This window comes from Taklimakanibacter deserti (genome assembly GCA_003574785.1).
In genome coordinates this window covers 35,290-61,097 of record QORU01000011.1, presented here as the reverse complement: position 1 = coordinate 61,097, position 25,808 = coordinate 35,290, and the positions used below count along the sequence as shown (strand labels likewise).

Annotated in this window: 26 protein-coding genes and 1 tRNA gene; 16 read left to right on the top strand and 11 right to left on the bottom strand. The window is 62.0% G+C overall.

Annotation, left to right across the window (positions count from 1 at the left end; all coding sequences use genetic code 11):
* Positions 1–39 precede the first annotated feature (39 nt).
* Both DS839_RS22665 and DS839_RS22660 read right to left on the bottom strand, forming a co-directional pair.
* Positions 40–1,278, bottom strand: coding sequence for a Rid family hydrolase (locus DS839_RS22665; RefSeq protein WP_162918734.1), 1,239 nt, complete (start codon positions 1,276–1,278; stop codon positions 40–42).
* A 391-nt stretch (positions 1,279–1,669) separates the two neighbouring features.
* A complete protein-coding gene (locus tag DS839_RS22660) occupies positions 1,670–2,827 on the bottom strand; it encodes a hypothetical protein (RefSeq protein ID WP_368911844.1) in 1,158 nt (385 codons plus the stop codon).
* Between the two features lie 153 nt (positions 2,828–2,980).
* Between DS839_RS22660 and DS839_RS22655 the strand changes: the two genes are divergently transcribed.
* The 9 genes from DS839_RS22655 to DS839_RS22615 all read left to right on the top strand — a co-directional run bounded on the left by DS839_RS22655 (position 2,981) and on the right by DS839_RS22615 (position 13,819).
* The gene (locus DS839_RS22655) at positions 2,981–3,394 is read left to right on the top strand and encodes a response regulator transcription factor (RefSeq protein WP_119272766.1); all 414 of its coding nucleotides are present in this window, start codon (positions 2,981–2,983) and stop codon (positions 3,392–3,394) included.
* Between the two features lie 14 nt (positions 3,395–3,408).
* Entirely contained in the window at positions 3,409–4,374 is a 966-nt protein-coding gene (locus tag DS839_RS22650) for a formylglycine-generating enzyme family protein (protein ID WP_368911843.1), read from the top strand.
* A gap of 72 nt (positions 4,375–4,446) precedes the next feature.
* Positions 4,447–5,421, top strand: a complete 975-nt coding sequence (locus tag DS839_RS22645; protein ID WP_368911842.1) for an HAD family hydrolase — start codon at positions 4,447–4,449, stop codon at positions 5,419–5,421.
* 332 nt (positions 5,422–5,753) lie between these two features.
* A complete protein-coding gene (locus DS839_RS22640; RefSeq protein ID WP_119272764.1) occupies positions 5,754–7,943 on the top strand; it encodes a sensor histidine kinase in 2,190 nt (729 codons plus the stop codon).
* Positions 7,909–8,562, top strand: coding sequence for a response regulator transcription factor (locus DS839_RS22635; RefSeq protein WP_119272763.1), 654 nt, complete (start codon positions 7,909–7,911; stop codon positions 8,560–8,562). The genes DS839_RS22640 and DS839_RS22635 overlap by 35 nt, the downstream gene beginning before the upstream one ends.
* A 103-nt stretch (positions 8,563–8,665) precedes the next feature.
* Positions 8,666–9,454 carry a transporter gene (locus DS839_RS22630; RefSeq protein ID WP_119272762.1) on the top strand — a complete coding sequence of 263 codons (789 nt, stop codon included), beginning with the start codon at positions 8,666–8,668 and terminating at the stop codon, positions 9,452–9,454.
* Positions 9,455–9,591: 137 nt separating this feature from the next.
* The gene (locus DS839_RS22625; protein ID WP_368911841.1) at positions 9,592–10,977 is read left to right on the top strand and encodes a DUF3300 domain-containing protein; all 1,386 of its coding nucleotides are present in this window, start codon (positions 9,592–9,594) and stop codon (positions 10,975–10,977) included.
* Positions 10,978–11,012: 35 nt separating this feature from the next.
* On the top strand, positions 11,013–11,942 hold the full coding sequence (locus DS839_RS22620; protein WP_119272761.1) for a DUF2950 domain-containing protein: 930 nt from the start codon (positions 11,013–11,015) through the stop codon (positions 11,940–11,942).
* Entirely contained in the window at positions 11,939–13,819 is a 1,881-nt protein-coding gene (locus DS839_RS22615) for an adenylate/guanylate cyclase domain-containing protein (protein WP_119272760.1), read from the top strand. Before DS839_RS22620 ends, DS839_RS22615 begins: the two co-directional genes overlap by 4 nt.
* Positions 13,820–13,882: 63 nt before the next feature.
* On the opposite strand, the gene DS839_RS22610 is transcribed toward DS839_RS22615, so the two are convergent.
* The gene (locus tag DS839_RS22610) at positions 13,883–14,893 is read right to left on the bottom strand and encodes a SphA family protein (protein ID WP_119272964.1); all 1,011 of its coding nucleotides are present in this window, start codon (positions 14,891–14,893) and stop codon (positions 13,883–13,885) included.
* A gap of 397 nt (positions 14,894–15,290) precedes the next feature.
* Here DS839_RS22610 and DS839_RS22605 point away from each other — a divergent pair, with 397 nt between their 5' ends.
* The gene (locus tag DS839_RS22605; RefSeq protein ID WP_119272759.1) at positions 15,291–15,752 is read left to right on the top strand and encodes a cupredoxin domain-containing protein; all 462 of its coding nucleotides are present in this window, start codon (positions 15,291–15,293) and stop codon (positions 15,750–15,752) included.
* 47 nt (positions 15,753–15,799) lie between these two features.
* Here DS839_RS22605 and groL read toward each other — a convergent pair whose 3' ends face one another.
* The 3 genes from groL to cpdR form a co-directional block, all read right to left on the bottom strand.
* A complete protein-coding gene (groL, locus tag DS839_RS22600) occupies positions 15,800–17,434 on the bottom strand; it encodes a chaperonin GroEL (protein WP_119272758.1) in 1,635 nt (544 codons plus the stop codon).
* Between the two features lie 213 nt (positions 17,435–17,647).
* Positions 17,648–17,722: transfer RNA gene (locus DS839_RS22595), tRNA-Val, on the bottom strand.
* 122 nt (positions 17,723–17,844) lie between these two features.
* Positions 17,845–18,204 (bottom strand): cell cycle two-component system response regulator CpdR, encoded by a 360-nt coding sequence (gene cpdR, locus DS839_RS22590; protein WP_119272757.1) that lies wholly within the window; start codon positions 18,202–18,204, stop codon positions 17,845–17,847.
* A gap of 309 nt (positions 18,205–18,513) precedes the next feature.
* Here cpdR and DS839_RS22585 point away from each other — a divergent pair, with 309 nt between their 5' ends.
* Both DS839_RS22585 and hisN read left to right on the top strand, forming a co-directional pair.
* Positions 18,514–19,386, top strand: coding sequence for an N-formylglutamate amidohydrolase (locus DS839_RS22585; protein ID WP_119272756.1), 873 nt, complete (start codon positions 18,514–18,516; stop codon positions 19,384–19,386).
* A gap of 457 nt (positions 19,387–19,843) precedes the next feature.
* Positions 19,844–20,635, top strand: a complete 792-nt coding sequence (gene hisN / locus DS839_RS22580; RefSeq protein WP_119272755.1) for a histidinol-phosphatase — start codon at positions 19,844–19,846, stop codon at positions 20,633–20,635.
* Here the strand turns inward: hisN and DS839_RS22575 are convergent.
* The 4 genes from DS839_RS22575 to DS839_RS22560 form a co-directional block, all read right to left on the bottom strand.
* Positions 20,622–21,545, bottom strand: a complete 924-nt coding sequence (locus DS839_RS22575; RefSeq protein ID WP_162918732.1) for an alpha/beta fold hydrolase — start codon at positions 21,543–21,545, stop codon at positions 20,622–20,624. The two genes, hisN and DS839_RS22575, sit on opposite strands and share 14 nt — an antisense overlap.
* 127 nt (positions 21,546–21,672) lie before the next feature.
* A complete protein-coding gene (locus tag DS839_RS22570) occupies positions 21,673–22,203 on the bottom strand; it encodes a hypothetical protein (RefSeq protein ID WP_119272753.1) in 531 nt (176 codons plus the stop codon).
* A gap of 330 nt (positions 22,204–22,533) precedes the next feature.
* Positions 22,534–22,899 carry a hypothetical protein gene (locus tag DS839_RS22565; RefSeq protein ID WP_119272752.1) on the bottom strand — a complete coding sequence of 122 codons (366 nt, stop codon included), beginning with the start codon at positions 22,897–22,899 and terminating at the stop codon, positions 22,534–22,536.
* Positions 22,900–23,056: 157 nt separating this feature from the next.
* Positions 23,057–23,404 (bottom strand): hypothetical protein, encoded by a 348-nt coding sequence (locus tag DS839_RS22560; protein WP_119272751.1) that lies wholly within the window; start codon positions 23,402–23,404, stop codon positions 23,057–23,059.
* A gap of 304 nt (positions 23,405–23,708) precedes the next feature.
* Here DS839_RS22560 and DS839_RS22555 point away from each other — a divergent pair, with 304 nt between their 5' ends.
* Positions 23,709–24,164 (top strand): Hsp20 family protein, encoded by a 456-nt coding sequence (locus tag DS839_RS22555; protein WP_162918731.1) that lies wholly within the window; start codon positions 23,709–23,711, stop codon positions 24,162–24,164.
* Positions 24,165–24,227: 63 nt separating this feature from the next.
* Here DS839_RS22555 and DS839_RS22550 read toward each other — a convergent pair whose 3' ends face one another.
* Positions 24,228–24,437, bottom strand: coding sequence for a hypothetical protein (locus DS839_RS22550; protein WP_119272749.1), 210 nt, complete (start codon positions 24,435–24,437; stop codon positions 24,228–24,230).
* Positions 24,438–24,546: 109 nt separating this feature from the next.
* Between DS839_RS22550 and ykgO the strand changes: the two genes are divergently transcribed.
* The 3 genes from ykgO (at position 24,547) to DS839_RS22535 (ending at position 25,799) form a co-directional block, all read left to right on the top strand.
* On the top strand, positions 24,547–24,672 hold the full coding sequence (gene ykgO, locus DS839_RS22545) for a type B 50S ribosomal protein L36 (RefSeq protein ID WP_119272963.1): 126 nt from the start codon (positions 24,547–24,549) through the stop codon (positions 24,670–24,672).
* A gap of 93 nt (positions 24,673–24,765) precedes the next feature.
* A complete protein-coding gene (locus tag DS839_RS22540; protein WP_119272748.1) occupies positions 24,766–25,374 on the top strand; it encodes a tetratricopeptide repeat protein in 609 nt (202 codons plus the stop codon).
* A 53-nt stretch (positions 25,375–25,427) separates the two neighbouring features.
* A complete protein-coding gene (locus DS839_RS22535; RefSeq protein WP_119272747.1) occupies positions 25,428–25,799 on the top strand; it encodes a hypothetical protein in 372 nt (123 codons plus the stop codon).
* Positions 25,800–25,808: the final 9 nt, after the last annotated feature.

The window sequence follows — 25,808 nt, the reverse complement described above, 5'->3', positions numbered from 1 at the left end:
TGGTTCCAACCATCACGCTTTAATTTTCCGGATCATGCTTCAGCTCGTGCGATCCGGCTCGGTCATGGCGAAAGCGTCGATCTCGATGACCATGCTCGGATAGGCGAGGGCCGGCAGCGGGATGCCGGTCGTCGCCGGGCCGGGTTCCTCGAAGAAGGACGAGCGGATGAGCAGGTTGTCGTGCAGCACGTCATAGGAGCTCTTGCCCTCATACATGGTCGTGATCTTGCAGACATCCGCATAATCGGCGCCAAGCTCCTTCAGAATGGTGCCGATATGGACCATCGCCTGGCGCGTCTGGGCTTTCAGATTGCCGGGCTCGACCGCCTTGCCCTGCTTGTCGAGCGACACCTGGCCGCCGAGGAAGATCATGTCGTGGCATTTGAGACCGTGCTTGTAGGGCAAATGCGTGGTCCAGTCCCACAGGCTCTCGGGCCACACATGGCGGCGTGGCAGGCGGCTTCCGTCCTCGCCGAGCATGGCGACGACCTCGATCTTGATCTGCTGCCCGTTCTGCGCATGGCGCGGCAGCGGTATGCCGGTGGCGGCCGGGCCCGGCTCGTTGAAATGAGCCGCACAGGCCAGGGCCGCGGGCTCGAAATCCTCGACCGTGCCTGAGCCCACATACCAGCGGTTCAGCTTGACCACATCGTCGAAATCGGCTCCGAAATCTTTGAGCGCGATGCCGATCTGCCGCATCACCTGCTTCGTCTGGGCGACGATGTCGCCCTTGTGGACAAGCTCACTCTTGTCGCCGACCGGCGTCTGCGCGCTGACGAAGATCATCTTCCCGCAGCGCAAGGCCTTCGCGAAGGTTGCGGGCAGCGGCGAAAGCTCAGGCGCTTCGGCGAAGGCGCGCGGCAGGCTGGCACCGTCGGCTGCCTTCATCGCATAGCCCTCGATCTCGACGATCATGCCGGGATAGGCGAGATAGGGAATCGGCACGGCGGTGATCGCGGGGCGTGCGTCGGCGGGCAGGGCCTTCGCCACCATCGCGAGGAATTCGCGCTCATCGAGCGAGCCGTCATTGACATAGAAGCACAGCAGTTTGACGAGATCGGTCAGCTCGCAGCCGAGCTCCTGCAGGACCCGCTCGAAGTTTCGCATGCTGTTTCCGACCTGGACGGGGAGGTCGTCAGGATTGTTGACCTCGCCTTTGCTGGTGATGTCGACTTGCCCGCCGACCCAGATCATCTGTCCGCAGCGCACGCCATGCTTATGGCTGACGTGAACCGGCCAGCTCCAGTGGTCCTCCGGCCAAGCATGCTGTTTCTCCAAGATGCGATCCTTTCATGACGTGGTGGTGAGAGAAGAAGCCCGAGCCTGCGGCCAAGGCAAGCTTCGTCATATCCCAAAGTGCATGGCGGTGCCCAGCGCCGAGCAACGGCGCTCCCACCCGGACGCCTTCCGGGATCCGAGTGGGAGACCATCGCTCGCAAAGTGGGCCTGCGAGCCGATCACATATGAGCCAAGGCCTGCCCTGCGTCGTGCCGACAACCGCGGCGCACGGCGCTAGTTCCGTACGACCGGCGGTGGCGCCCCTGTGCGCAAACAGTGCGGATATAAGAAGAAACGGTCTAGTTGGACCTTGGGGAGCTTGCGATCAATGCCGACCCAATCCAAGTTGGACCAAGGGCACGGGCAGCGTCGGCGCTCCCCCGCCATTATGTCAGAGGAGCAGCAGTTTCTTCACCAGGGCGAATATCTCCTTGTAGGGGAGCGTGGTGGCGCCGGCCGCCGCCAGCGGCAGCACGGCCGCAGCCGCCGCGGGAACGAGCGCCGAGCGGTTCAGTAAATAGGCGGACATCTTCTTCGCCGCATCGTAGAATTTGGAAGGATCCGGGATCTCCTCCTTGCCGTCGTCCTTCCGATCATCCGCGACCACGTTCCGGCCCAGGAGTTTGTGCTCGGCCGAGCGGTGAAAGTTCGTCGCCTGCGTGGCCGCCAGGAGCAAAGCGGATTGCTTGAGCCGGGCGAGGGGCGGCGTGAAGGCGAGTAGCGGATAGGAGAAAAACGCGAACACGATCACGAGCCACGCGGTCATGATCGATCCATAGACCGTCATGCTGATCGTCTCATGCAATAGCTGATGGCTCAGCACAGCGCCAATGACGCAGCTGACGCCGAAGACGAACATGGCGAAGGCATTGGGATAATCGCCGACGAAAGCAAGCCCGCCCTTGCCATCGGGATGGGTCGCGGTCAATCGCAGATCGAGCCGCGCCAGCGACCTGAGCAGTTGCGCCCAGACATTGTGTCGCCACAGACCGCGCAGGAACAGGAACCAGAACAAAGGCGTGCTCACCAAGAGGCACCACCAGGCGGTGAGCGACAGCCGGCGCGATTGCCCATCGTCGACGACCGCCCAGGAGAGCGCTTCGGCTTGTTTCAAAAGAGTGTAAGCGGTGATGACGGCGATGACGGCCAGAAGCGCGCACACGACCTCGGCCCAGAAAGAGTCGCGCGCCGCCAGCGCTTTGGTGACGGCTTTGGCGGCATCGTCGGATGAAGACGGCAGGAGAAGCGGCGCGTTCCAGAACTGTTTCAGTATCGTGCGCAGCTGCCGCTCGACGGCTCTCTCCGCCAGGATGAACATGGCGATCGCGATCAAGAACCGGGCCCAGGTCATCGGATCGCGCAGGAACGGGCGCTGCTCGACAGGGCCCCAGCCATGGCCCTCGGCGAGCGCAATCAGGCACGGGACGAGCCAGGCGAGAAGGACGAAGATCACGGCGCGCTTGCCGGCGCTCAAGGCATTGATTTGCAACAGCCGCAACCGCCGCTGCAGCTCGAAGAACGGCCCGCCGTGGAATGCCAGGAAGTCCATATGGCGGTCGAGGGTATGTCCTGATCTCAGGGCGAGCTATTGGACTTAGGGGACGATCCGTTAAGGAAGAGGTCCGGAAAGAGTGGAAAAACCACACGCCTAGGTCCTAGGTCCAACTATTGCCGGACAAGTGATTGCGTTAAGGGCCAAGTGATGGCCAAGACGCCCACTCGTATCGCAATCGTGGATGACGACGCCTCCGTCCGTGGCGCCCTCTATCGGCTGCTGCGTGCGTCCCGGTTCGAGGCGAAAGCCTACGGCTCGGGCGGCGAGTTCGTCGCCGATTGTCCCGCGTTCCGGCCGCATTGCGCCATCGTCGACCTGCATATGCCGGGCATGAGCGGCCTCGAAGCGCAGCAGCACCTGGCGAGCAAGGGCATGTCGGTTTCGGTCATCATCATCACCGGCCATGACGCGCCTCACGCCCGCGCCGAATGCCTGGCGGCCGGCGCCATCGCCTATCTGACCAAGCCCGTCGACGAGCAGGTGCTGATGTCGTCGATTGCCAGGATCGCCCAGGTGAAGGGGGCGGGCATCGCAAAAGCGCGGGAGCGGGCCGTCAGATGAACGGAGTCGATGAGATGGATAACCGGACAAAGCGCACCGCCCATGAGGCTTCGGCACGCGAAGGCATGAAATGGATTCCGGGCGGCACCTTCCTGATGGGCTCGGACCGGCACTATCCGGAAGAAGCCCCCGCGCACAAGGTCAGCGTCGATGGTTTCTGGATCGATCAATATGCCGTCACCAACCGTGACTTCAGCCGTTTCGTGGCGGAGACCGGCCATGTCACGCTGGCGGAAAAGCCGGCTAACCCGGCCGATTATCCCGGCGCCAAGCCTGAGCTCCTGGCGCCGTCCTCGGTCATGTTCCACAAGCCCAAGCAGCGTGTCGATCTCAAAAACCGCTACAACTGGTGGATTTATGTGCGGGGCGCCAATTGGCGCCATCCGCGTGGCCCCGCCAGCACGATCAAGGGCCTCGAGGATCACCCCGTGGTCCATGTCGCCTATGAGGACGCCGAGGCCTATGCGCGCTGGGTGGGCAAGGCGCTGCCGAGCGAGGCCGAATGGGAATATGCCGCGCGTGGCGGGCTCGACGGCGCCGAATATACATGGGGCGACGATTTCGCGCCGGGCGGGCAATTCATGGCCAATAGCTGGCAGGGCGAGTTTCCCATCCAGAACAAGATCGAGGACGGGTATGAATGGACGGCACCCGTCGGCTCCTTTCCCGCCAATGGCTATGGTCTCCATGACATGGCCGGCAATGTTTGGGAATGGACCTCGGACTGGTATCAGGAGCATGGCCGCATCGACAGCCCCTGCTGCACGATGCACAATCCGCGCGGCGGCGAGCGCGAAGAGAGCCACAGCGCGGAAGATGCCATCCGGATCCCCCGCCGAGTGATGAAGGGCGGCTCCTATCTCTGCGCGCCGAATTATTGCCACCGCTATCGCCCGGCAGCCCGCATGGCGCAGCCCACAGATACATCGACCTGTCATGTCGGCTTTCGCTGCATTCTGCGCGCCAACGGCGGAGACTGAGATGAGTGACGCGAGCGGAGGTTTTCCATGAGCCCGCAATACGGATTGACCAGGCGAAGCATCGTTTTGGGAATGAGCGCCGCTGTGCTCGGCGGCATGGCGAGCCAAGGTGCCGTCGCCCAGGCGGAGCCGTTGCCCTCCTGGAATGCCGGCCCGGTCAAGCAATCGATCGTCGATTTCGTGGACCGCGTCACCAAGGAGGGAGGAGCGGATTTCGTCCCACCCGATCGGCGCATCGCCACTTTCGACAATGACGGGACGCTGTGGGCGGAGCAGCCGATCTATTTCCAGGTCGCCTTCGCCATCGACCAGGTGAAGGCGCTGGCGCCCGGGCATCCCGAATGGAAGGACAAGCAGCCATTCAAGGGTATAATCGAGGGAGATATCAAAGCGGTCATGGCCTCGGGCGAAAAAGGGGTGCTCGAGATCATGGCGGCAACGCATACCGGCATGACGACGGAGGAATTCACCAAGACGGTCACGGATTGGATCGCGACGGCCCGGCATCCGCGTTTCGACAAGGCCTATACGGACCTCGTCTACAAGCCGATGCTCGAGCTTCTCGGCTTTCTGCGGTCCAAGGGCTTCAAGACCTTCATCGTGTCGGGCGGCGGCATCGAGTTCATGCGGCCTTGGACCGAGAAAACCTATGGCATCCCGCCCGAGCAAGTGGTCGGCTCGTCTGGCGTGGTGAAATTCGAGATGGGACCTGACGGCAAGCCCGTGCTCATGAAAGAGGCGAAGGTCGAATTCATCGACGACGGGCCCGGCAAGCCGGTCGGAATCAACCGCTTCATCGGCCGGCGTCCGATCTTCGCTTTCGGCAATTCCGACGGCGACCAGCAGATGCTCGAATGGACCGCGGCGGAAGAGGGCCCGCGCTTCATGGGGCTCGTCCATCATACGGATGCCGAGCGGGAATGGGCCTATGACCGGCAATCCCATATCGGCAAGCTCGACAAGGCGCTGGACGAAGCCCAGTCCAAGGGCTGGACGGTCGTCGATATGAAGCGCGACTGGGGGCGTGTTTTCGCTTTCGAACCCTGATTCATGAGCTCCCGTATCGACTGCGCAACTTCCGATTTAGTTGAAATTTATCCAGTATTGGTACACTTGATCATGCATCAATATTTGGCCTATTCTCCGAACCGCAAATAAATTCGGTATGTTACTGCCGTTTTGACTGCGCTACGGGGGCGCCGACCAGCGCTTTTCGTATCACTTGGGACGGGTGAGAGCGGGCAAGTCGCGGAACGCCGACAGCGGTTTCGAGGTCAAAGTTGGGGTTGACGCCAGACCGTTCCAAGTGGAGGCGCCGGTTGTCGGGCGCAATCGCGATATTCTGTTTTTTATTTCTGGCCCATGGGCAAACGGCATCAGTGCCGGGGCAGGCGGCCGAGCATGTGCGCAATGTCCTCGTCCTTTCATCGACCCAGCCTGAGCTTCCGGCAAGCCAGGCGCTGGTCATAGGGCTCGAAAGCGTCCTGAGGACGGATCCGAGTGTCCGTGTCTATTATGAATTCCTCGATGCCATGCGCTTTCCGGGCGAGGCCTATCGGCAGCAGGACGAACAACATCTGCGCGCCAAATTCGCCAGGACGCATTTTCATGCCGCGATCGCGATCGGCCCGGAGGCGCTTTCCTTCCTCATCGACCGCGAACCCTACCTGGTTTCGCCGAGCAATGTCGTCTTTGGTGGCATCAGCGAGGAACGCGTCCTCACCAACAGCAGCATAAGCGGGGTCGTCAGCTACTTCGACATCGTGAAGACCCTCGAACTGATGGAGAGACTTCAGCCCTCTCTCAAGCATGTCGTGGTCGTCACCGGCGCCTCGCCATTCGACAAGCAGTGGGAAATGACGGCGCGGGCGAAATTCTACGGCTTTTCCAGCAAATACCGTTTTTCCTATCTCGCCGGCCTGCCGATGGCCGAGCTCTTGAACCGCATTGCAACACTGCCCGAAGACACGGCCGTCCTGTATCTGACTGTTTTCGAGGATGGTGAAGGTGTGCGCTACCTGCCGCGCGATGTCGCGGACAAGATCTTCGGCGTCACCAAGGCGCCCGTCTACAGCGTCTATGACACGCTGATCGGACGCGGCATCGTCGGCGGCCATATGGACACGTTTGAGGCGGTCGGCCGCCAGGTCGGCGATATGACGCTGAAAAAGCTGGCCGGCGCCACCCAGCCCACTATCGAACTCTCCAGGTCGCACAATTTCATCGTCGACTGGCGCGCGCTCGAGCGCTGGGGCCTGCCGGAATCAGCGTTGCCCCCGGGCGTCGAGGTCCGCTTCAAACCTGTGTCGCCCTGGGTCCAATACAGGGAGGTGATCCTCGGCGCCGCGGCGGTGTTCCTGGGGCTCTGTTACCTGGTGCTGAGATTTTATCGCGAGGTGCGCGAACGCCGGCGCGCCGAACAAACGGCGACCGACAACCGCGATAAGATCGAGCTTTCCGTATCGGCCGCCAATCTGGGTCTATGGGAGTGGGATCCGATCACCGACAAGGTGTGGACGTCGGAGCACTGCCGGGAGCTGCTGGGATTGGGCAACGACGCAATCATTCCGCGCGAGCAGTTCCTGAACTGCCTGCAGGACGAGGATCGTACCCTCGCCGTGGCCCGGATGCTGAAGGCGATGACGACCGGCACCCAGTGCGAAGCAGAATATGGCCTTCCCCAGAAGGACGGGACGATCAAATGGCTCGCCTCGCGGGCGAGCCCGAGGAAACAGAGCGGCGGCAGAGCTGGCCGGCTTCTCGGCGTGCTCATGGACATCACCGAGCGCAAGCTCGCCGAGCATGAGGCGATCGAGCAGCGCAAGCAGCTCACCCATCTGACCCGCGTGTCGGTCCTCGGCGCCCTGTCGGGCGCGCTCGCGCATGAGCTCAACCAGCCGCTGACGGCGATACTGAGCAACGCCCAGGCGGCGCGGCGGATCCTCGCCAGGAAACCCTACGACATCGCGGAGATCCGGCAGATCCTCGAGGATATCGTCGACGACGACAAGCGGGCGGGCGACGTCATCCACCATTTGCGCACCTTGCTGCGGCGGGAGGAGGGGCCCCGGACGCCGATCGACATCAACCAGCTCGTCACCAGCGTGCTCGATCTCGCCCGCAGCGACCTGGTGCTCAAGGGCGTCACCGTGACCCGGGAATTGTGCCGGGACTGCACCCTCATCGATGGCGATGCCGTGCAGCTCCAGCAGGTGCTCCTCAACCTCATCGTCAATGCCTGCGATGCCATGAGCCACAAGCTCCCGGCCGAAAGACGGCTCGGCATCGTCACCAAGATGACGAAGAAGGGAAAATTGCGCATCTCGGTCATCGACAATGGCGAGGGCATTTCCGAGAACAGCCTGAAAAGCCTGTTCGAGCCGTTTCACACGACCAAGGCGCTGGGTCTCGGCCTTGGCCTGCCGATCTGCAACTGGATCATCCAGGCGCATGGCGGCAAGATTTTCGCGCACAGCAATCCCGAGGGCGGCGCCACATTTTCCTTCGACCTACCTTTGCCGGTAAAGGTGACAGATGAGCCAGCAGCATCCCACAGTCTATCTGGTTGACGACGACCCTTCGGTCCTTCGCGCGGTGAAGCGGCTGCTGGCGTCGGCCGGGTTCGATGCCAAGTCCTATGCCGATCCGAAATCGTTCCTTGCCGAGCATGATCCCGCGGTGCCTGGCTGCATCGTGCTCGATGTCTCGATGCCCGGCCTGACCGGGCTCGACCTGCAGTCCTTGCTGGCGGGATCGAGCCACTGTCAGCCGATGATCTTCATCTCGGGAGAAAGCGACGTGCCGACGAGCGTCGCCGCCATGAAGGCGGGCGCGGCCGATTTCCTCACCAAGCCGTTCGACGACACCGTGCTGCTGGCGGCGGTGAGCCAGGCGATCGCGCGCGACGGCGAGAAACGCCTGTCGGAAGAAGCGCAGACGGATTTCCAGTTCCGGCTCAATGCGCTCACCGTGCGCGAGCGCGCGGTCTTCTTCCGGGTGATCCTCGGGCGCCTCAACAAGCAGATCGCGGGCGACCTCAATGTCGTCGAGAAAACGATCAAGGTGCATCGCGCCCGCATGATGAAGAAGATGGGCGTGCGCTCGGTCGCCGAACTGGTGCGGATGGCCGACAGATTCGGCGTGGTGGAGCCCACGGATATGGCGGCAAAGCCGCTCATGGGAGGCTGAGCGCCAGGCATTGGGCCTTGGTCCAACTATCGGCTGATATGTCTCGCGATTAACCTTCCCGCTTAGGGATGGCGGGAAGGTGACTATCGTGGCGAGGTGGCGAATGATCGGCCTGGCCGCTGTTCTGACGACGGTGCCATCGTTGGGCGCAGGGGCGCAAGAAGCATCGGAACTCGCCGAGAAGCTGAGCAATCCGATCGCCGCGATGATCAGCGTGCCGTTCCAGTTCAACTACGACAATGAGATCGGTCCGGAGCGGGACGGCGAGCGCTTCCAGCTCAACTTCCAGCCGGTCGTGCCCATCCCGCTCGGCGAGGATTGGAACATGATCTCGCGCACCATCCTGCCGATCATCGACCAGGACGAAATCTTCCCCACCACAGGCGAGCAGTTCGGCCTCGGCGACATCACCCAGAGCCTGTTCTTCTCGCCCACCCATCCGGGGCCCAGCGGCATCGTCTGGGGCGCGGGGCCGGTCTTCCTCGTGCCGACCGGCACCGACGAATTGCTGTCCGCCGAAAAATGGGGCGCCGGACCGACGCTGGTGGTCCTCAGGCAATCCCACGGCTGGACCGTCGGCGCGCTCATGAACCATATCTGGTCCTTCGCCGGCGATGACGACCGCGACGCGGTGAGCACGACCTTCCTGCAGCCCTTCCTGAGCTACACCACGCCCGATGCGTGGACTTTCGGCGTCAACACCGAATCGACCTACGACTGGGAGGCGGAGAATTGGAGCGTTCCCGTCAATGTCTCGGTCAGCAAGCTCGTCAATTTCGGCCATCAGCCGGTCAGCATCGGCGGCACGGTCAGATACTGGGCCGAAAGCACCGATGCGGGGCCGCATGGCTTCGGCGCGCGCGCCACCATCACCTTCCTCTTTCCGGAATGAGAGCGGCAGGGCGGATGGTTAAGGCCCATTGGGCCTTGGTCCAACTATCCGGCCTCGCGCTTTTCGAGACATGATTTGCCATGGGCCGGAGCTGTCTCGCCGGCCATGAGGTTCGAGCACTTTCGGAGGTTGTAATCATGCCCTTCAGCACCTGGATGAAGACCTTGGGAGTGCCGGCCGCGCTTTCCGCAATGATCGTGCTGCAGCCGGCTCAATCCAGCCTGGCGCAGGACTCGACCCAGCAGGCGACGGCGCCGCAAGCGGCGGCAACTCAGCCTGAGCTCCTGTCGGCGGAAGAGCTCGAGACCCTGGTGGCGCGCATCGCGCTCTATCCGGACGATCTCGTAGCTCTCGTTCTCGCCGGCTCGCTCTATCCGCTGCAGATCGTCCAGGCCCAACGCTATCTCGACGACGTCAAGAGCAAGCCTAATCTCAAGCCGAATGCGGATTGGGACGGCAGCGTCATCTCGCTTCTCAACTATCCGCAAGTCATCAAGATGATGAATGACGATCTCAACTGGACTGAGGAGATTGGCCAGGCCGTGGTCAATCAGCAAAAGGACATGCTGGTCGCGATCCAGGAGCTGCGCGACAGGGCCGTCGCCAATAACATCATCAAGTCGGACGACAAGGTCGTCGTCGAGAAGCAGAAGGACAATGTGATCATCAAGCCGGCCAAGAAGGAAGTGACCTACGTGCCGCAATATGACCCGGTGATCCTCAGCCCGACCTATGTGGTCGAGGCCTCAGCACCTCCCGTCTACTATGGCGATCCTTACCCGTCCTACTACTATCCTTACGCGCCCTATTGGGCGGGCTTCGTCACCGGCGCGGTCTTCGGCGCGGTCGTCGACTGGGACGACTGGCACTCCTGGGGCGGCGATGACATCGATATCGACATCAACGACATCGACATCAACAACTTCAAATGGGACAAGAACAACATCAACAACATCAACTGGGACAACGACAAGTTCAACTTCGACCGCGATTCGATCGCCGACAACCTGCGGCGCAACAATAGCGCCCGCCTCGACCGCAAGCCGAACCGGGAGCGTGGCGGACTCTCCAATCTAGGCGGCCAAGGAAACAAGATCACCGGCCGCGATGTGCGCCGCGACGTGCAGCAGGGCTTGAAGAACAAAGGGCGCGAGGGCGGCAAGAACCTGTCAGGCCAGACCCTCGGCGACCGCGGAAAAGTTGCCGACCGGAAGGCTGGACAGAATCTGGGCGGTCAAACCAGGAAGGCTGGGCAGAATCTGGGTGGCCAGGTCAACAAGCCAGCCCGCAACAAGGCGGCCAGCGCCAACCGGCCGGCGAGGAAGCCGGCAGGCAAGGTCGACAAGCGGCCGCGGCAGGTGTCGGGCCTCGGCGACTACGGCCGCGGACGCGAGACCAAATCCTTCTCACAGCGCGGCCGCATGAGCAGCGGCGGCGGGCTCGGCGGTGGAGGCCAGCGCATTAAGCGCTCCAGGGGCGGCGGATTCGGCGGCGGCGGTCGTGGTGGGGGCCGGAGGCGTTGATCTCAGCCAGCGCAGTCATTCCAGGAGGATACACTATGTATCGCAAGCATTTACTCACTCTCCTTGCTGCGGCTTGCCTGGCCAGCGCCGCATTTGTTTCTTCGTCCTGGGCCGCGGATCGCATCGAGCGATTCCTGGGCTCGGCACCGCAGAATTTCAAGGAAGCTTCGGAGGCCGTCGATGCCTTCAAGGCGAAGATGATCGCCAAGGATGTGCCCGGTCTTGCCGAACTGATCGGGCTCAACGCCAAGGAGATCGCCAACACTGAGGATTTCGACAATCGTCTGTCGAACCTGCAGCAGGCCGCGAAAGAGCGTGTCGGGGTCGAAGAAGCGGGCGCCGATCGCCGGATCATCCTGCTCGGCAACCTGCTTTGGCCGTTTCCCTTCCCGCTGGTGAAGACCGACAAGGGCTGGCATTTCGACAATGTCGACGGATTGGAGGAAGTGCTGGCGCGGCGCATCGGCGAGAACGAGCTCGAAGCCATCGACACCTGCCGCAACTACATTGCGGCGCAGCAGGCCTATGCGAGCGACGACCGCGACGACGACAATGTGCTCGAATTTGCGCAAAAGCTGATGAGCACGGAAGGCAGCCATGACGGTCTCTATTGGCCGGCGGTCGATGGCGATGAGAGCCCGGCCGGTCCCTTCGTCGTCGAGGCGAAGCTGCAGCAGGGCGTGCCCCCCGAACAGGGTTATTTCGGCTATCGCTTCCGCATCCTGAAGGGGCAGGGCAAGAATATCGCCGGCGGTCAGTATGATTACGTCATCAACGGCAACATGATCGCCGGATACGCGCTCATCGCCTGGCCGGCGCGCTATGGCGAGACGGGCATCCAGACCTTCCTGGTCAGCCATCACGGCACGATCTACCAGAAGGATCTGGGCCCCGACACGGCCAAGCTCGCCGAGCGGATCACACGGTTCAATCCGGACGAGAGCTGGGACGAGGTCGCTGATTGAGGTCGCATGGGCCGTCCGGCCCGCTCAAGCTCCATCTCAGCCTGCTGATCATCCTGCTCCTGGTCGGCATCTCCGGGCCGTTGATCTGGCTGTCCTATCAGCGCGGCCAGGCCGCCGCGATCGCCGATGCCAACCGGCAGATGACGGCGCTCAGCGAGCGGACGATGGACCGCTACCGGCTGCTGTTCGCCGATGCCGTGCCGATCCTCAATGTGCTGTCGGCGGCGGATGCGACCGCCAGGGTCTCGCCCGAAACACTGACCGCCCGACGCGACATGCTCGTCGCGGCGCTCGCCGATGCCTCCCATCTCGATGGCATCTATTGCGCCTATCCCGATGGCAGCTTCGTACATCTTGTCCGCCTCGAGGAGGGCGGCGCCTGGCGCAAGACCCTCGCAGCGCCGGGAGAGGCCTTTTTCGCCTTCCGGATCATAGAGACAACTGACGCGGGTAATCGGGTCTCGCGATGGCAGTTCCTGAACCAGGCCGGCCAGGCCATCGCCGCCGCGGCGCCGTCAAAAGCCGACTATGATCCGCGGGTGAGGCCCTGGTACAAGCTCGCCTCGGCCGTTCCGGGCATCGTGGCGGATGGTCCCTATGTCACCGCGACGACGAAGTCGCTCGCCGTCACCATCGCCAAAAGCCATGCGCAGGACGGACGCATCGTCATCGGCACCGATATAAGGCTCGACACCATCGCCGAATTCCTGGCGCAGGAACGGATCTCGCCGGGCGGCAAGGCCTTCGTCCTCGACGCGCAAGGAAACCCGGTGATCCAGTCGACCGGTGCCGGGCCGCCGTCGCCCGAGGACGAGCGCCTGCTCGAGGTCGTGAAGAAAGCCGAAACCGGTTCCGAGGCCCGCATCGAGACGGTCGGCGGCGGCACGGCGCCGCCAGAGAAATACCTGGTGAGCGCATCGCGGATCGCCTTCTCGCCGCTGCTCCAGGGCAACGTCCTCGCTATCGCGGCGCCGTTGCGCGATTTCACGGCGGAGAGCGAGCGCCTCCTTGCGCAGGGCGTCGGCCTGTCCCTGGCGCTGCTGCTGGCGGGCATCGCCTCGGCGATCGCCGTTTCGCGTTTCATCACCCGATCGCTTTCAAGGCTGACGGCCGACGCGGTCAAGCTCGGCGATCTCGAAACCAGGACGGTCCCGTCCTCGCCGTCTTATGTGACGGAGATCAATCTCCTCTCGGATGCGCTGGCGGTCGCGAGAGATGCCATCCGCAATTTCGCTCTTTATGTGCCGCGCGAACTGGTGCGCAAGATCGTCGCGAACAAGGGATCGGTCACTCTTGGCGAACGCCTGGACGTCACCGTCCTGTTCACCGATATCCGCGACTTCACCACCATCTCGGAGGACAACCCGCCGGAGGACGTCGTTTCCTGGCTGTCGAGCTATTTCGATCTCATGAATGAAACGGTGGAAGAGAATCACGGCACGATCATCCAGTATCTGGGTGATTCCATCTATGCGATGTGGAACGCGCCGGTGAGCGACCCTGCGCATGTCGATCACGCCTGTCTCTGCGCCTTGAAGCTGGCGCGCCGGATAGAGATCTTCAACGAAAGCCAGCGCGCGGCGGGGAAGCCAGTCCTCGTCACGCGGTTCGGCCTCCATACGGGCCCGGCCGTGGTCGGCAATGTCGGCGCCAGGAACCGCCTGCAATATACCGCGATGGGCGACACGGTGAATGTCGCGTCGAGGCTCGAGGGCATCAACAAGGCGTTCGGCACGACGATCCTGGCAAGCCGGGCAGTGCGCGATCATGCGCAAGCGGGCTTCGTTTTCCGGCCGCTCGGATTCCACCAGGCCAAGGGACGCGAGGAGAAGGTCGAGATCTTCGAACTCACAGGCACTCGCGAGGCGCAGGATTGAATTACTGCGGCGGATGCTTGGACCAGAGGATTCCGTTTCTCCCCGCGCCGAGGTTGCCGCACGCTACTTCACATTAGGTTCTTCATGCTTGGCCTGGCTGAGGGCGAAGGTCACAAATGCATTCCAGCCCTCGGCCCGGTTCTCAGCCTCGAATTCATAATAGCCCTTGATATTGAGATAGGCCTGCATGCCGAAGGCCGGGAAGAGGAAACCGACTTGTGGCCCGACACCGAAGACGCGCGATTCGAAATCTCCGAGGACCGCGCCATCGCCGCTGTCGCCGGTGATCTGCTGATAGGCATAGCCGACGACACCGAGATGCGCTGTCCGCGACAGGAACTGCGAGGCGCCCCAATCGAGGTGCCAGTCTATGCCGTTCTGATAGTCGGTATGTTCGTTCTCGAAATTGTAGGTGAGGCCGGTGACGAAGGAAAACTCATGGCCGGTCTCGGGGTTGAAATAGGTGTAGCCCACGCCGCCGTCGATCGCGCCATGGCCGATGCCGAGATTGGCAAGCCGGTCCGGATCATAGTCACCCACCGGAATGTCGCCCGCGAGATAGAGCATGTAGTTGCTGGTGCCGTGGTTCCATTTGAGCGTGGCGGAGGGAAAGAGATCGCCGTAGGAGAAAAGCGACTCCTCTCGCTTGCCGGAAATCTCATTGCCATTGGGTCCGGTCAACGTCGCTTCGATCGAGGCCTTGCTGTTGCCCACGATGCCGAGCAGGCTCAGCGCAAACTGGCCCCCGAGAACCGGCTCTTCGAATATGTAGCCCGGCCCGAGCGCCACAAGATCGCCGCGGGCAGCGAGGCCGGCGCGGATTTCGCCGCCATGCGCGAACTCGGCTCCGCCCCCGGCCTCGGGCTCGGTATGATAATAGAGCGATGTGAACGTCCAGCCGGGATTGCCGGGGAGCGCTGCGAGACTCCCATATTGCCCCGGCAGCCAGAAGCTCACGCCGCCTTCGTCGGCGACCGCTTTCTGCGCCGCGCTGTTCCAGAGAACCATCACCATCGCGGACGCGCCCCATAACAAGCGCTTGGCTGAGCCCTTGGCAGCCGCGCTTCGCGTCATGATCATCCCCGCCACTGGTTCCCCGCGTCCCGGGGCATTCTCCCCCGAAAGGAGAGACCCGGGTAGTTGGACCATGGCCCAATGCCGGGCAGGGCGCTCGGGGACGCTTACGGTGATGAGGTTAGGGGAAATGGCTTGCCGAGCCGTAGCTCGCGGAAACAGGCCCGCCTTCGCACGCTTCGCGAGCGAAGGCTGGAATAGTCACGCCTGCCCCGGCGTATCTTCGTTGATCGTCCGCACCTCCTCAAGAGCACCAAAGGATGAGGCCTGCGGCGTGCGGCTTCGTTGAAATGCAGTGGCCGTCCCAACGGATCGTCGAGGGACGTTGCGCGTTGGCTGGCGAGGATACCCTTGACCAGGAGATACACTAATGTTCAGGCGTGGAATTGAGACAAGCATGCCGGCGATGATGCTTTCGCTGGCCGCGGCGTTCACCGTGACAGCGGCATATCCGGCAGAAGCTGCCGGCATGAAACGCACGATCACCATGGTGGCGGTCGAGCCCAAGGGCGGAACGACAGTGGACAAAGAGCCCTTTCCCACCACTGCGCTGCCAGAGGGCAAGGGCTACGAGCTCAAGGCGCCCAATGCCGAGGGGCGGTGGGAAGTGTCGACCTATCGCTGGGAGCCCAGCCAGATCATCGTGAATCAGGGTGACGAGGTCACGCTGGAGGTTCTGGGCGTCAATGGCGCGGAGCACCCGGCGGTGATCGATGGCTACGACATCACCTTCACCGTCAAGCGCGGCCAGCTTTCGACCGTAACCTTCACCGCCGACAAGGCGGGAGTGTTTGAATTCCGCTGTGGTATCCACCAGCCGTCGATGACGGGCGAGCTGATCGTGCTGCCAAGCGGCTGACGGACGCGCGCCCGAGAATTTCTCAAAGAGCGCTGGCCGGGAATCGATCAGTAATCCATTCCGCCCATTCCGCCGCCGGGCATGGCGGGCATGCCGGTTTCCTTCTTCGGCTTTTCGGCCAGCATCGCTTCGGTGGTGATGAGGAGGCCGGCGATCGATGCCGCGTCCTGGAGCGCGATGCGCACGACCTTGGTCGGATCGACGATGCCCTTTTCGACGAGGTCGCCATACACTTCCTCTTGGGCGTCGAAACCGAAATTGCCCGATTTCTCGAGCACACGGCTCACCACGATCGAGCCCTCGACGCCGGAATTCTCGGCGATCTGGCGGATCGGCGCCTCGAGTGCCTTCGACACGATGTTGATGCCGGCCTGGATATCGGCATTGTCCGATGTGAGCGCCGCGATCGCTTTCTTGGCGCGCAGCAGGGCGACGCCGCCGCCCGGCACGATCCCTTCTTCGACCGCAGCACGGGTCGCATTGAGCGCGTCGTCGACGCGATCCTTGCGCTCCTTCACTTCGACCTCGCTGGCACCGCCGACCTTGATCACGGCGACGCCGCCCGCAAGCTTGGCCAGGCGCTCCTGAAGCTTCTCGCGGTCATAGTCCGACGTCGTCTCTTCGATCTGCTGCCTGATCTGGGTGATGCGTCCTTGGATGGCGGATTTTTCGCCGTGTCCGTCGACGATGGTGGTGTTCTCCTTGTCGACCTTCACGCGCTTGGCGCGGCCGAGCATCTCCACCGTGACATTCTCGAGCTTGGTGCCGAGCTCTTCCGAGATCACCTGGCCGCCGGTGAGGACGGCGATGTCCTCGAGCATGGCCTTGCGCCGGTCGCCGAAGCCCGGCGCCTTGACGGCCGTGACCTTGAGCCCACCCCTGAGCTTGTTGACGACGAGGGTCGCGAGCGCTTCGCCCTCGACGTCTTCCGCGACGATCAGCAGGGCCCGGCCCGTCTGCACCACGGCCTCGAGGATCGGCAGCATGGCTTGCAGCCCTGTGAGCTTCTTCTCATGCAGAAGGATATAGGCATCCTCCATTTCGGCGATCATCTTGTCGGCATTGGTGATGAAGTAGGGGGAGAGATAGCCGCGGTCGAACTGCATGCCCTCGACGACGTCGAGCTCGGTGTCGAGCGATTTCGCTTCCTCGACCGTGATGACGCCTTCATTGCCGACCTTCTGCATGGCCTTGGCGATCATGTCGCCGATCGTCTTGTCGCCATTGGCGGAGATGGTGCCGACCTGGGCGATTTCATCGGAGCCCTTGACCTTCTTCGTCCGTTTTTTCAGATCCTCGACCGCATTGCGCACCGCGAGCTCGACGCCGCGCCGCAGATCCATCGGGTTCATGCCGGCGGCGACCGCCTTGGCGCCTTCGCGCACGATGGCATGGGCGAGAATGGTGGCCGTCGTCGTGCCATCGCCCGCCGCATCGCTGGTCTTGGACGCCACCTCGCGCACGAGCTGCGCGCCCATATTCTCGAACCTGTCCTCGAGTTCGATCTCCTTGGCGACGGTCACGCCATCCTTGGTGGTACGCGGCGCTCCGAAGGACTTGTCGATCACGACATTGCGGCCCTTGGGCCCGAGAGTGACCTTCACTGCATTGGCGAGAATGTCGATCCCGTGCAGCATGCGCTCGCGCGCTTCATCGCCGAAACGGATTTCTTTTGCTGTCATGGTTTGCTCCCTTGAGCGCGACGGCCGGCTGCTCGGGAACGCGACACCTAGGCCGCCGGCTCTTTCTTCGAGCTCGCGTTATGTGGGCATATTCTGCATCAAATGGGGGGTGCTGAGAAGGGGCAGCCCTCCTACGCTAAAGCTTCGGAGGGCATCCTGCTTCGTGGAGGAACCTCTGCAAATCCTGCGAAGCGCCGTGGGTGCGAAGCAGGATGGTGGGCGGTACATGGATCGAACATGTGACCCCTACGATGTCAACGTAGTGCTCTACCGCTGAGCTAACCGCCCTTGCCATTTGCCTGAAGCGGGCCGGGTATATCGGGAAGCGGGCCCGGGCGCAAGTCCTGTGACATAGAGCAAATCCCGCCAAAACCTGCCCCGGACTACTCGCCGGGGTGCGCGCTGCCCCCTCAGGCCGCCATCATGCGGTCGACCTCGGCCACGAGCTCGCGCAAATGGAAGGGTTTGGACAGCACCTTGGCCTCCTTGGGGGCGCGGGAATCGGGGTGCAGCGCCACCGCGGCGAAGCCGGTGATGAACATGATCTTGAGCGAGGGATCGAGCTCGGCCGCCCGGCGCGCCAGCTCGATGCCATCCATCTCCGGCATGACGATATCGGTCAGCAGCAGATCGAAGGTCGTCTGCTTGATCTCCTCGAAAGCGCTGGCGCCTTCGCCGAAAGAGATGACGACATGGCCGGCGCGCTCCAGCGCCCGCACCAGAAACCGGCGCATATCCTCATCATCCTCAGCCAAAACGATCTTGGCCATGTTGTCCCGGGTCCCTGGAGGCTCTTTTCACTAGCGCGCATCCCGGCGAAGTGGAAGCACTTCGCCGAAAGGATTCGCGCCAAATCAATATCCTGGAGTAAATCCTTATCGCCAAAGTCTTCAACCCCGGGTCCGGGGCAGGCCTTTGGCGGGATTTGCTCTGTCATGCGTCTTCGGCCCGCCAGCCTAGGCCGGACAGGTAAATGTCCTATAAAGCCCGTCTTGCTTGTGGACAACGGCGCTTTTGACCGCGATACTCGCCCATGATGCAGCCACAAGGAGCCATGCGAATTGGGCAGACCCTCTGAGATGGAGCCGTTCGCCATCATCGCCCCCAGGCAATGGACCCGGCCGGTGATCTTCAACTCACCTCACAGTGGCCGCACTTATCCCGAGGATTTCCTCGCCGCCTCGCGCCTCAACCCGCACGCCTTAAGGAAATCGGAAGATTGCTATATCGACGAGCTCTTCGCCTTCGTCGCCGATCTGGGCTCCCCCTTGCTGCACGCCCATTTCCCGCGCGCCTATCTCGATGTGAACCGCGAGCCCTATGAGCTCGATCCGCGCATGTTCCGCGAGGAATTGCCGGGATTTGCCAATGTCTCTTCCATGCGCGTGGCGGGCGGGCTCGGCACCATTCCCCGCATCGTCAGCGAGGGCGATGAGATCTACCGGGGACCCTTGCGGCTCACCGACGCCATCGCCCGCATAGAAACCATCTACCGGCCCTATCACCGCACCCTTGCCGATCTCATCAACCGGGCGCGCGAGGCCTTCGGCTATGCGCTCCTGGTCGACTGCCATTCCATGCCCTCCACCGCTTGCTCGCATGTCACACCCTCGCCAATGGGACGGGTCGATATCGTCATCGGCGACCGGCATGGCGTAGCCTGCGCCGATGAGATCGTCTCCACGCTCGAGGAGCTGATGCGCAGCCAGGGCTTGAGAACCTTGCGCAACAAGCCTTACTCCGGCGGCTTCATCACCCAGAATTACGGTTCGCCGGCGCATCAGCGGCACGCGCTGCAGATCGAGATCAATCGGGCATTGTATCTCGACGAGCGGACACTCGAGCGCAGCCGCGGCTATGCCGCCGTCAAGCTCACCTTGCATCGGGTCTTCGCCGGGCTGCTCGCCGCCTTGCCCGACATCATGCAGCCGCGCCGGCAGGCGGCTGAATAGAGCGGAGCAGAAAAGGCCAAGAAAAAAGGCCGGTATCACTTTCGTGAACCGGCCCAAGTCTAGGGAGGAAACGCCCAGGAAGGGCATGCGAGACGTCTCCGTCTCACGCAGTCTATTTGGCAGTGCAGCAGCGAAATTTCAAGCGAAAGAGTCAATCGAAGTGAATAATCTTATACATCTTTAAGAAAATGCAGATCGGCAAAATATGAGTTATCTATTTGTTTTAATTGCATAAATTTACTTATTCCGGGAAATATCCATACATCTTTGGATAAAGGATATGCGGGTAATGCATGCCTGAGACAGGGGATAATTCTGCTGCGTCGCAGCAAAACTTCACCGCTTGAGCCATCGACCGGGTTCCCGTAGATCACAAGGACCCGACCCCAGTTTGTACTAACTCCATAAAACTGATCGAATTCATAAGCTTAGCGAAAGCGCCGAAACAGAGCCCGCCATGACCGCGCAGAACTGGACCGACCTCACCCAATTCGCCCTCGAACTCGCCCGCGCCTCCGCAGAGGCGATTCTTCCCTTCTTTCGCCAAGACATAGAGATCGATGTCAAATCCGGCGCGCTATGGGACCCCGTTACCGAGGGCGACCGGGCGGGAGAGCGAATCATGCGGGCCATGATCGAGGAGCGCTATCCCGATCACGGCATTCACGGCGAGGAATATGGGCTGAAGCCTGCCCGGTCAGGCTTCACCTGGGTGCTCGATCCGGTCGACGGCACGCGCGCCTTCATCTCAGGCATGCCGACCTGGGCCACGCTGATCGGTCTCACTTTCGAGGAGAGGCCCATGGTCGGCGTCATGAATCAGCCCTTTGTGGGCGAGACCTTCTACGGCAATCCGCAAGGCGCATGGTCGCTGCATCAGGGCACGTCCCGCAAGCTCAACACCCGCGCGGCGCGGCCCCTGTCGCAAGCGACCTTCACCACGACCGCGCCCGAGCTTTATCGCAGCGCCGCCGAGAAAGCCGTGCTGAAGCGCTTGACCGAGGCCACGCGGTTCACGCGCTATGGCGGCGATGCGTATTTCTTCTGCGTGCTCGCCGCCGGCCAGACCGATCTCGCCCTCGATGCGCATATGCAGCCCTATGATATCGCGCCCTTGATTCCGATCATCGAAGGAGCAGGCGGCATCGTCACGACATGGGAGCGGGGTCCTGCGGCACGGGGCGGCAATGTGGTCGCCGCCAGCTCGCACGCCCTTCACGAAGAGGCGCTTGCGCTTATCCAGTCGTGAAGGCTTCGAAGGCGGCGAAGAACTGCTCGCGGATGCTGTCACGCTCGAACAGGATCTCGTGGCGGGCTTCCGGAATGAAGGCGAGCGACACGCCGGTGGCCGCCGCGCAGAACCGGCGGATCGCCTCATTGTCGACGACGCGGTCGCGTCCCGCCGCCACGATGAGGATCGGCGCGCGGAATGTCGCCTTGGCGCCTTCGGCGGCCATCCGGTCCATCGATTTGAGCGCCGCATGGAGCCAGGAAAAAGTGGGGCCGCCGACACCGAGGTCGGGCTGTTCCACCAGCGTCTTCGTCGACTGCTGGAAACGGCGCTGATCGCTGGTCAGATTATTGCCGGGAAAATTCTGCGGCGCGAGCGGTCGCTTGCTCTGGCCGGGCAGGAAGAGGCGGCCAAGGCCCACTTTGGGAAAAGTCCAGCACAGGAAGCGAACCAGCGGCAAGGGCCAGATGCCGACATCGACACCGAGCAGGGGCGCGGAAAGAACCGCCCTCTCGAACCAGGTGCGCCGCGTCAGCGCCTGGAGCAGGATGAGGCCGCCGGTCGAATGGCCGACGGCGAAGAAGGGCGGCGGGCAGTCGGGCAGGACGACCTGCGTCATGAAGGAAGCGAAGTCGTCGTCATATTCGGCGAAGTTCTTGACGCCGTCGCGATAGCGGTCGGTGTAAACGCGTTCCGATCCGCCTTGGCCGCGAAAATCGAAGGTGGCGACGGCAAAGCCGCGGCGGATGAAATCCGCGATCGTCTCGAACCAGCGTTCGATGAAATCGCCGCGCCCGCAGAGCAGCACCACCGTGCCCTTCGGCGAGCTCGGTATGACGTAAGCGGCCCTGAGCTTGCGGCCGTCCTTGGCGGTGACGGTGGAACTCACCAGGCCTTCCGGCAGGCCGTTGCCGGGAAGGGGGGTCAAGGGAATCAAAGGGGCTTTCAGAATCTGATCCAAGCGCTGGTGCTCGTTCATGGCCTCCAACAGCGCTTACATGATGCCGGGCACGGCGGCAAGGAACGGAAGCGGGCTCCGTTCCTTGCTCTCGAGATTATTGTTTGAGCTTCTTGACCTCGGTCAGCTCGCCCGAGGCGGCGCTGAGCTTGACCGAAAAAGGCTTGCCGTCGCGGGTCGCATTGAAGGCATAGACCTGGCCCTTGCAGCTCACCTGCTCGACGCCCTTGAAACCATAGCCCGAGACGATCTGACCTGCCTTGGCGCAGGAGATGGCGGTCGGCTTCTTCTTGGCGGCCTGCGTCTTGGGCCGCGTTTGGGCAGGCTTCGTCTCGATCTGCGGCCGGGCGTAGGATTTGCGCTTCTTGCGCGGCGGTATGTATTCCGGCTCGTAATAGTCCGGTTCATAGGCATAATCGTCCTCGTCTTCCTCGTAGTAGGCGGGACGGTCGCGCAAGTAACGGTAGTAGCGCGGCTGCGGCACGTATTCAGGACCGTAATAGAAATCATAGTCCGGATCGTAAGAGTAATATCTCATCTTCCAGCGCTGGCCGGCATCCGCGCTGGCCGCGAAGGCCACCGTCATGGATACCAAAGCTGCCGCGATGAGTCCGAGCCTGATCAGCATGGCAATATTTCCTCAAAAGGCGAGAGCGTCGCCACTCCCCGCATATTCTTCTCGATAGTCATCACTGTCGTCGTCGCAGTCGCCACGAATCAGCGCGCGCCTGACGCATGGGGCTGGCCACTACCAGGCCAAGGGACAAGGCCCCTGCCGCCATTATTGTTCTAAGCATGCCCCTCTCCTCAACCACAACGCACTTCTCCATGGGACGGCGCCAAGTTGCGCGCGGATCATGAAGAAAATGCGGCGGCCCGAAGCCTTCTCAAGGCATGAACAGGCTGGAGAAAATCCAGGGCTTTCGATAAAGTTCCCGCCCGAATCGGGGCCCGCGGACTAAATCTGCTGACGCTTGACGATGTCGCCCGTGCGCGGATCGAGGTCGATGATGAAACGGCCTTCCACGCGGCTGACCTCGAAGCGGTAGACATTGCCCGAGCAGCTGAGCTCCGCGATATCCCGATAGCCGCGCATCTTGAGAATGCCCGTGGCTTCCTTGCAAGTGAGGGTCAAGCTCGCGCCGGCATATCCAGGCTTGGCATAGACCGGGCCGCCATCCTTCGTGCCATAGGGCATGAAGAAGTCATAAGTGGACGGCCAAGTGTAACCGCCTTTCTGGGAGTCCGCATGGGCCGCGGAAGAGATCGCCGCCGGTAGTGACAAGGCGGCGAGGAGAAAAGTGTAACGCAATTTGGCAGTCATAACGGCTCCGTCGATACTCAGTCTGCGCACAAACATGTCAGACTGCATCTGAACCGCGTCCCACGCTGGAATTCATTCACGGTTCACTTCTTATGTAGGTTCGCGCCGTCAAAGAAAAAGGGCGCTCCGAAGAGCGCCCTTCCTACTGAAGCTTGGATTAGATGTAGTTGACGCCGACGATATTGCCCCACCGGTTGACCGTGACGATGACGGGGGTGCCCTTCTTCTTGGCCTTGAAGCGCATGTGCTTGCCCTGGCAATCGATGGCGTAGACCTTGTAGAAGCCGTGGTTCTGCACGATCTTCTTGGCCTTCCAGCAGCTGATGCCGTCATAATAGCCGCCATAGACGGGGTAATAGCCGCCACCGTAATAACCGCCGCCATAATAGCCGCCGACACCGACGCCGATACCGAGGTTGAAGTCGATATTGGTCTTCGCCTGAGCCGGCGCGGTCGTGACAACCGCAGCCGTCAGCGCAGCAGCAGCGACAAGAATCTTGAACATTGATCTCTCCTTGACCGATCATTCGGGGTGATGGCCTTCGCCATCGATGGGCGCGACATTACGGCCTCGTAACTGAACGGCATGCGAAGCCCGCGTTCATTCTGCATTCATTCGAAGCCGCGCCGCTTGCCCGGTAAGCTTTTGTTTTATTTGTAAGAATCTAAGCCGGGCTGACCTCTTGAAAACGCGCGCAAAAAAATTATTTGAGTTGTGCGGGCGCCGCTTCGGCGGGTCCGCAACGTGAACGGCCCGGTCATTCTGGCGGGCCAATGCAACTGCACCTTGCTCAAGGAGGATGTGCACAATGTTTGATCTTTCCCCCCTTTATCGTTCGACTGTCGGCTTTGATCGTCTGGCCCAGCTTCTCGACAATGCCGGAAGCTTCGAGGTCCCGGCCTATCCGCCCTACAATATCGAGCGCGTCGGCAATGACGAGTATCGTGTGACCATGGCGGTCGCCGGTTTCGGCCAGGACGACATCACGGTCGAAGTGAAGCAGAACACGCTCACGGTCAGCGGCAAGAAGGCCGACAAGACCGAAGCGAAGACCGAGTTCCTGCATCAGGGCATCGCCCAGCGCGCCTTCGAGCGCCGGTTCCAGCTTGCCGATTTCGTGCAGGTGCTGGGCGCCGAACTCGACAACGGCTTGCTCCACATCGCGCTGAAGCGCGAAATCCCGGAAGCGATGAAGCCGCGCACGATCGCCGTCACCAGCGGCAAGAGCGAGCCCAAGGTGATCGAGAGCAAGAAGGCGGCTTAATCAGCGTCCGATTGTTGAACTTAAGGGGCGTCCGTGCATCCGCACGGGCGCCTTTCGCATGCGTTACCGGCCGGTGTGGACGCCGACGAGATTGACCAGATGAATGAAGGCCAATAAGGCCACGAAGCCGCTGACGAGCAGGACTGGCGTCGTCGGAATGAGGCGGGGATTGAGGTCGTCGCGCGGACGTTTCTCCAAGACGACCATCCGGGCAATAGCCCCAAGTGCTGCCACCAGCACCAGGAGGGTCATGAGGAAATGCGGGTTGAGCATCGCAACGGATCCAGCCGGAATTGACAGGGAAGGTCCATATCATTATGGTCCCGCCTCCGAAAGAGGCACCCTTCCCAAAGGGGTGGGTGCGATTTATTTGGTGATTGTCATGAAGATCCGTAACTCGTTGAAATCGCTCCTGAAACGCCACCGTGACAATCGTCTGGTGCGGCGCAAGGGGCGTATTTACATCATCAACAAGACCAATCCGCGCTTCAAGGCCCGCCAGGGCTGAGGCCTCATCGTCCACGGTTTTGTGATCACCGCCGCCGGGCCACGGCGGCGGTGATCATTTTGTTGCCGCACTGGCGCATTGTATAATGGGACCATGACGCTTAGGCGCGGTCTTCTCGTCCTATCTGCCGCTCTCCTCTTCGCCTCCGGTGCCGAGGCCCAGTCGGGGCGTGACGACAGTCCCCAACCCATCCCGGCGGTGGCGCGGCTCAAGCCGGCGGAAATCCGGGCCGAGCAGCTCGACAAGCTCTTCGCCCGCCTGATCAAGAGCGCCGATGACGCGGAAGCCCAGCGTATAGAGCAATCGATCTGGTCGCTGTGGATGACGTCGGACAGCCCGACGGCCGATGCGCTTCTCGCGCAGGCGATGAAGGCTTCCGCCGCGAATGAGACCGCTGCCGCACTTTCGATCCTCGACAATGTGATCGAGGTGCATCCCGATTATGCCGAAGCCTGGAACAAGCGGGCGACAGTCTATTTCATCATCGGCCGCTACAATGATTCGCTCAGCGACATCGACAAGGTGCTGGAGCTCGAGCCCCGGCATTTCGGCGCCCTTTCCGGTCGCGGCATGATCAAGCGCCAGCAGGGCGATCTCGGCGCGGCGCGCGCCGCCTTCGAAGAAGCGCTCGGCTTCAATCCGCATATGGATGGGGCCAAGCGCGCGCTCGAAGAGATCGAGAGCGAAGAGCGCCCGATCTAGTCCAACTTCGGGCTTCTCTCACTTTACTGGAAAATGAATCAGCGCCAGCCATCATGACCCGCGCACCATCCATCGTGACTGGGATCGTTCTCGCGCTGGTTTCGGCTTGCGAGACTGAAGCCGCGGAATACTGCACAACGCAACTCGCGTCAGTGCCAGCGACGGCAAAGGAGCAGGAATATCGCGATCCGCCGTGGTGGCGGCCCGAGGCTCATCCTTTGGTGACGGATGTGGCGTCGCTCGGCCTAAGGATCGAACTCGATAGTAACGCAATGCGGGTCATCGGCGCCGATGGCAGCATCAGCAACCTGCCGGTCCCGATGTCGGGAATCGACTATATGGGCTGGCTCAATCTACTGGTCCTGCCCAATGGCTGGTTCTATGGCGTTGGAGCGCAATATGACAGCGCATTCAAGCCGAGCTGAAAAAACGGC

Coding starts and splice junctions, on each gene's coding strand:
- DS839_RS22570 (WP_119272753.1), bottom strand. CDS start 22,203: ATGCTGATCAGGCTCGGACTCATCGCGGCAGCTTTGGTATCCATGACG.
- DS839_RS22555 (WP_162918731.1), top strand. CDS start 23,709: ATGTTTGATCTTTCCCCCCTTTATCGTTCGACTGTCGGCTTTGATCGT.
- DS839_RS22655 (WP_119272766.1), top strand. CDS start 2,981: ATGGCCAAGACGCCCACTCGTATCGCAATCGTGGATGACGACGCCTCC.
- ykgO (WP_119272963.1), top strand. CDS start 24,547: ATGAAGATCCGTAACTCGTTGAAATCGCTCCTGAAACGCCACCGTGAC.
- groL (WP_119272758.1), bottom strand. CDS start 17,434: ATGACAGCAAAAGAAATCCGTTTCGGCGATGAAGCGCGCGAGCGCATG.
- DS839_RS22605 (WP_119272759.1), top strand. CDS start 15,291: ATGCCGGCGATGATGCTTTCGCTGGCCGCGGCGTTCACCGTGACAGCG.
- DS839_RS22620 (WP_119272761.1), top strand. CDS start 11,013: ATGTATCGCAAGCATTTACTCACTCTCCTTGCTGCGGCTTGCCTGGCC.
- DS839_RS22585 (WP_119272756.1), top strand. CDS start 18,514: ATGGAGCCGTTCGCCATCATCGCCCCCAGGCAATGGACCCGGCCGGTG.
- DS839_RS22650 (WP_368911843.1), top strand. CDS start 3,409: ATGGATAACCGGACAAAGCGCACCGCCCATGAGGCTTCGGCACGCGAA.
- cpdR (WP_119272757.1), bottom strand. CDS start 18,204: ATGGCCAAGATCGTTTTGGCTGAGGATGATGAGGATATGCGCCGGTTT.
- DS839_RS22535 (WP_119272747.1), top strand. CDS start 25,428: ATGACCCGCGCACCATCCATCGTGACTGGGATCGTTCTCGCGCTGGTT.
- DS839_RS22565 (WP_119272752.1), bottom strand. CDS start 22,899: ATGACTGCCAAATTGCGTTACACTTTTCTCCTCGCCGCCTTGTCACTA.
- DS839_RS22540 (WP_119272748.1), top strand. CDS start 24,766: ATGACGCTTAGGCGCGGTCTTCTCGTCCTATCTGCCGCTCTCCTCTTC.
- DS839_RS22630 (WP_119272762.1), top strand. CDS start 8,666: ATGATCGGCCTGGCCGCTGTTCTGACGACGGTGCCATCGTTGGGCGCA.
- DS839_RS22625 (WP_368911841.1), top strand. CDS start 9,592: ATGCCCTTCAGCACCTGGATGAAGACCTTGGGAGTGCCGGCCGCGCTT.
- hisN (WP_119272755.1), top strand. CDS start 19,844: ATGACCGCGCAGAACTGGACCGACCTCACCCAATTCGCCCTCGAACTC.
- DS839_RS22610 (WP_119272964.1), bottom strand. CDS start 14,893: ATGACGCGAAGCGCGGCTGCCAAGGGCTCAGCCAAGCGCTTGTTATGG.
- DS839_RS22645 (WP_368911842.1), top strand. CDS start 4,447: ATGAGCGCCGCTGTGCTCGGCGGCATGGCGAGCCAAGGTGCCGTCGCC.
- DS839_RS22660 (WP_368911844.1), bottom strand. CDS start 2,827: ATGGACTTCCTGGCATTCCACGGCGGGCCGTTCTTCGAGCTGCAGCGG.
- DS839_RS22635 (WP_119272763.1), top strand. CDS start 7,909: ATGAGCCAGCAGCATCCCACAGTCTATCTGGTTGACGACGACCCTTCG.
- DS839_RS22550 (WP_119272749.1), bottom strand. CDS start 24,437: ATGCTCAACCCGCATTTCCTCATGACCCTCCTGGTGCTGGTGGCAGCA.
- DS839_RS22560 (WP_119272751.1), bottom strand. CDS start 23,404: ATGTTCAAGATTCTTGTCGCTGCTGCTGCGCTGACGGCTGCGGTTGTC.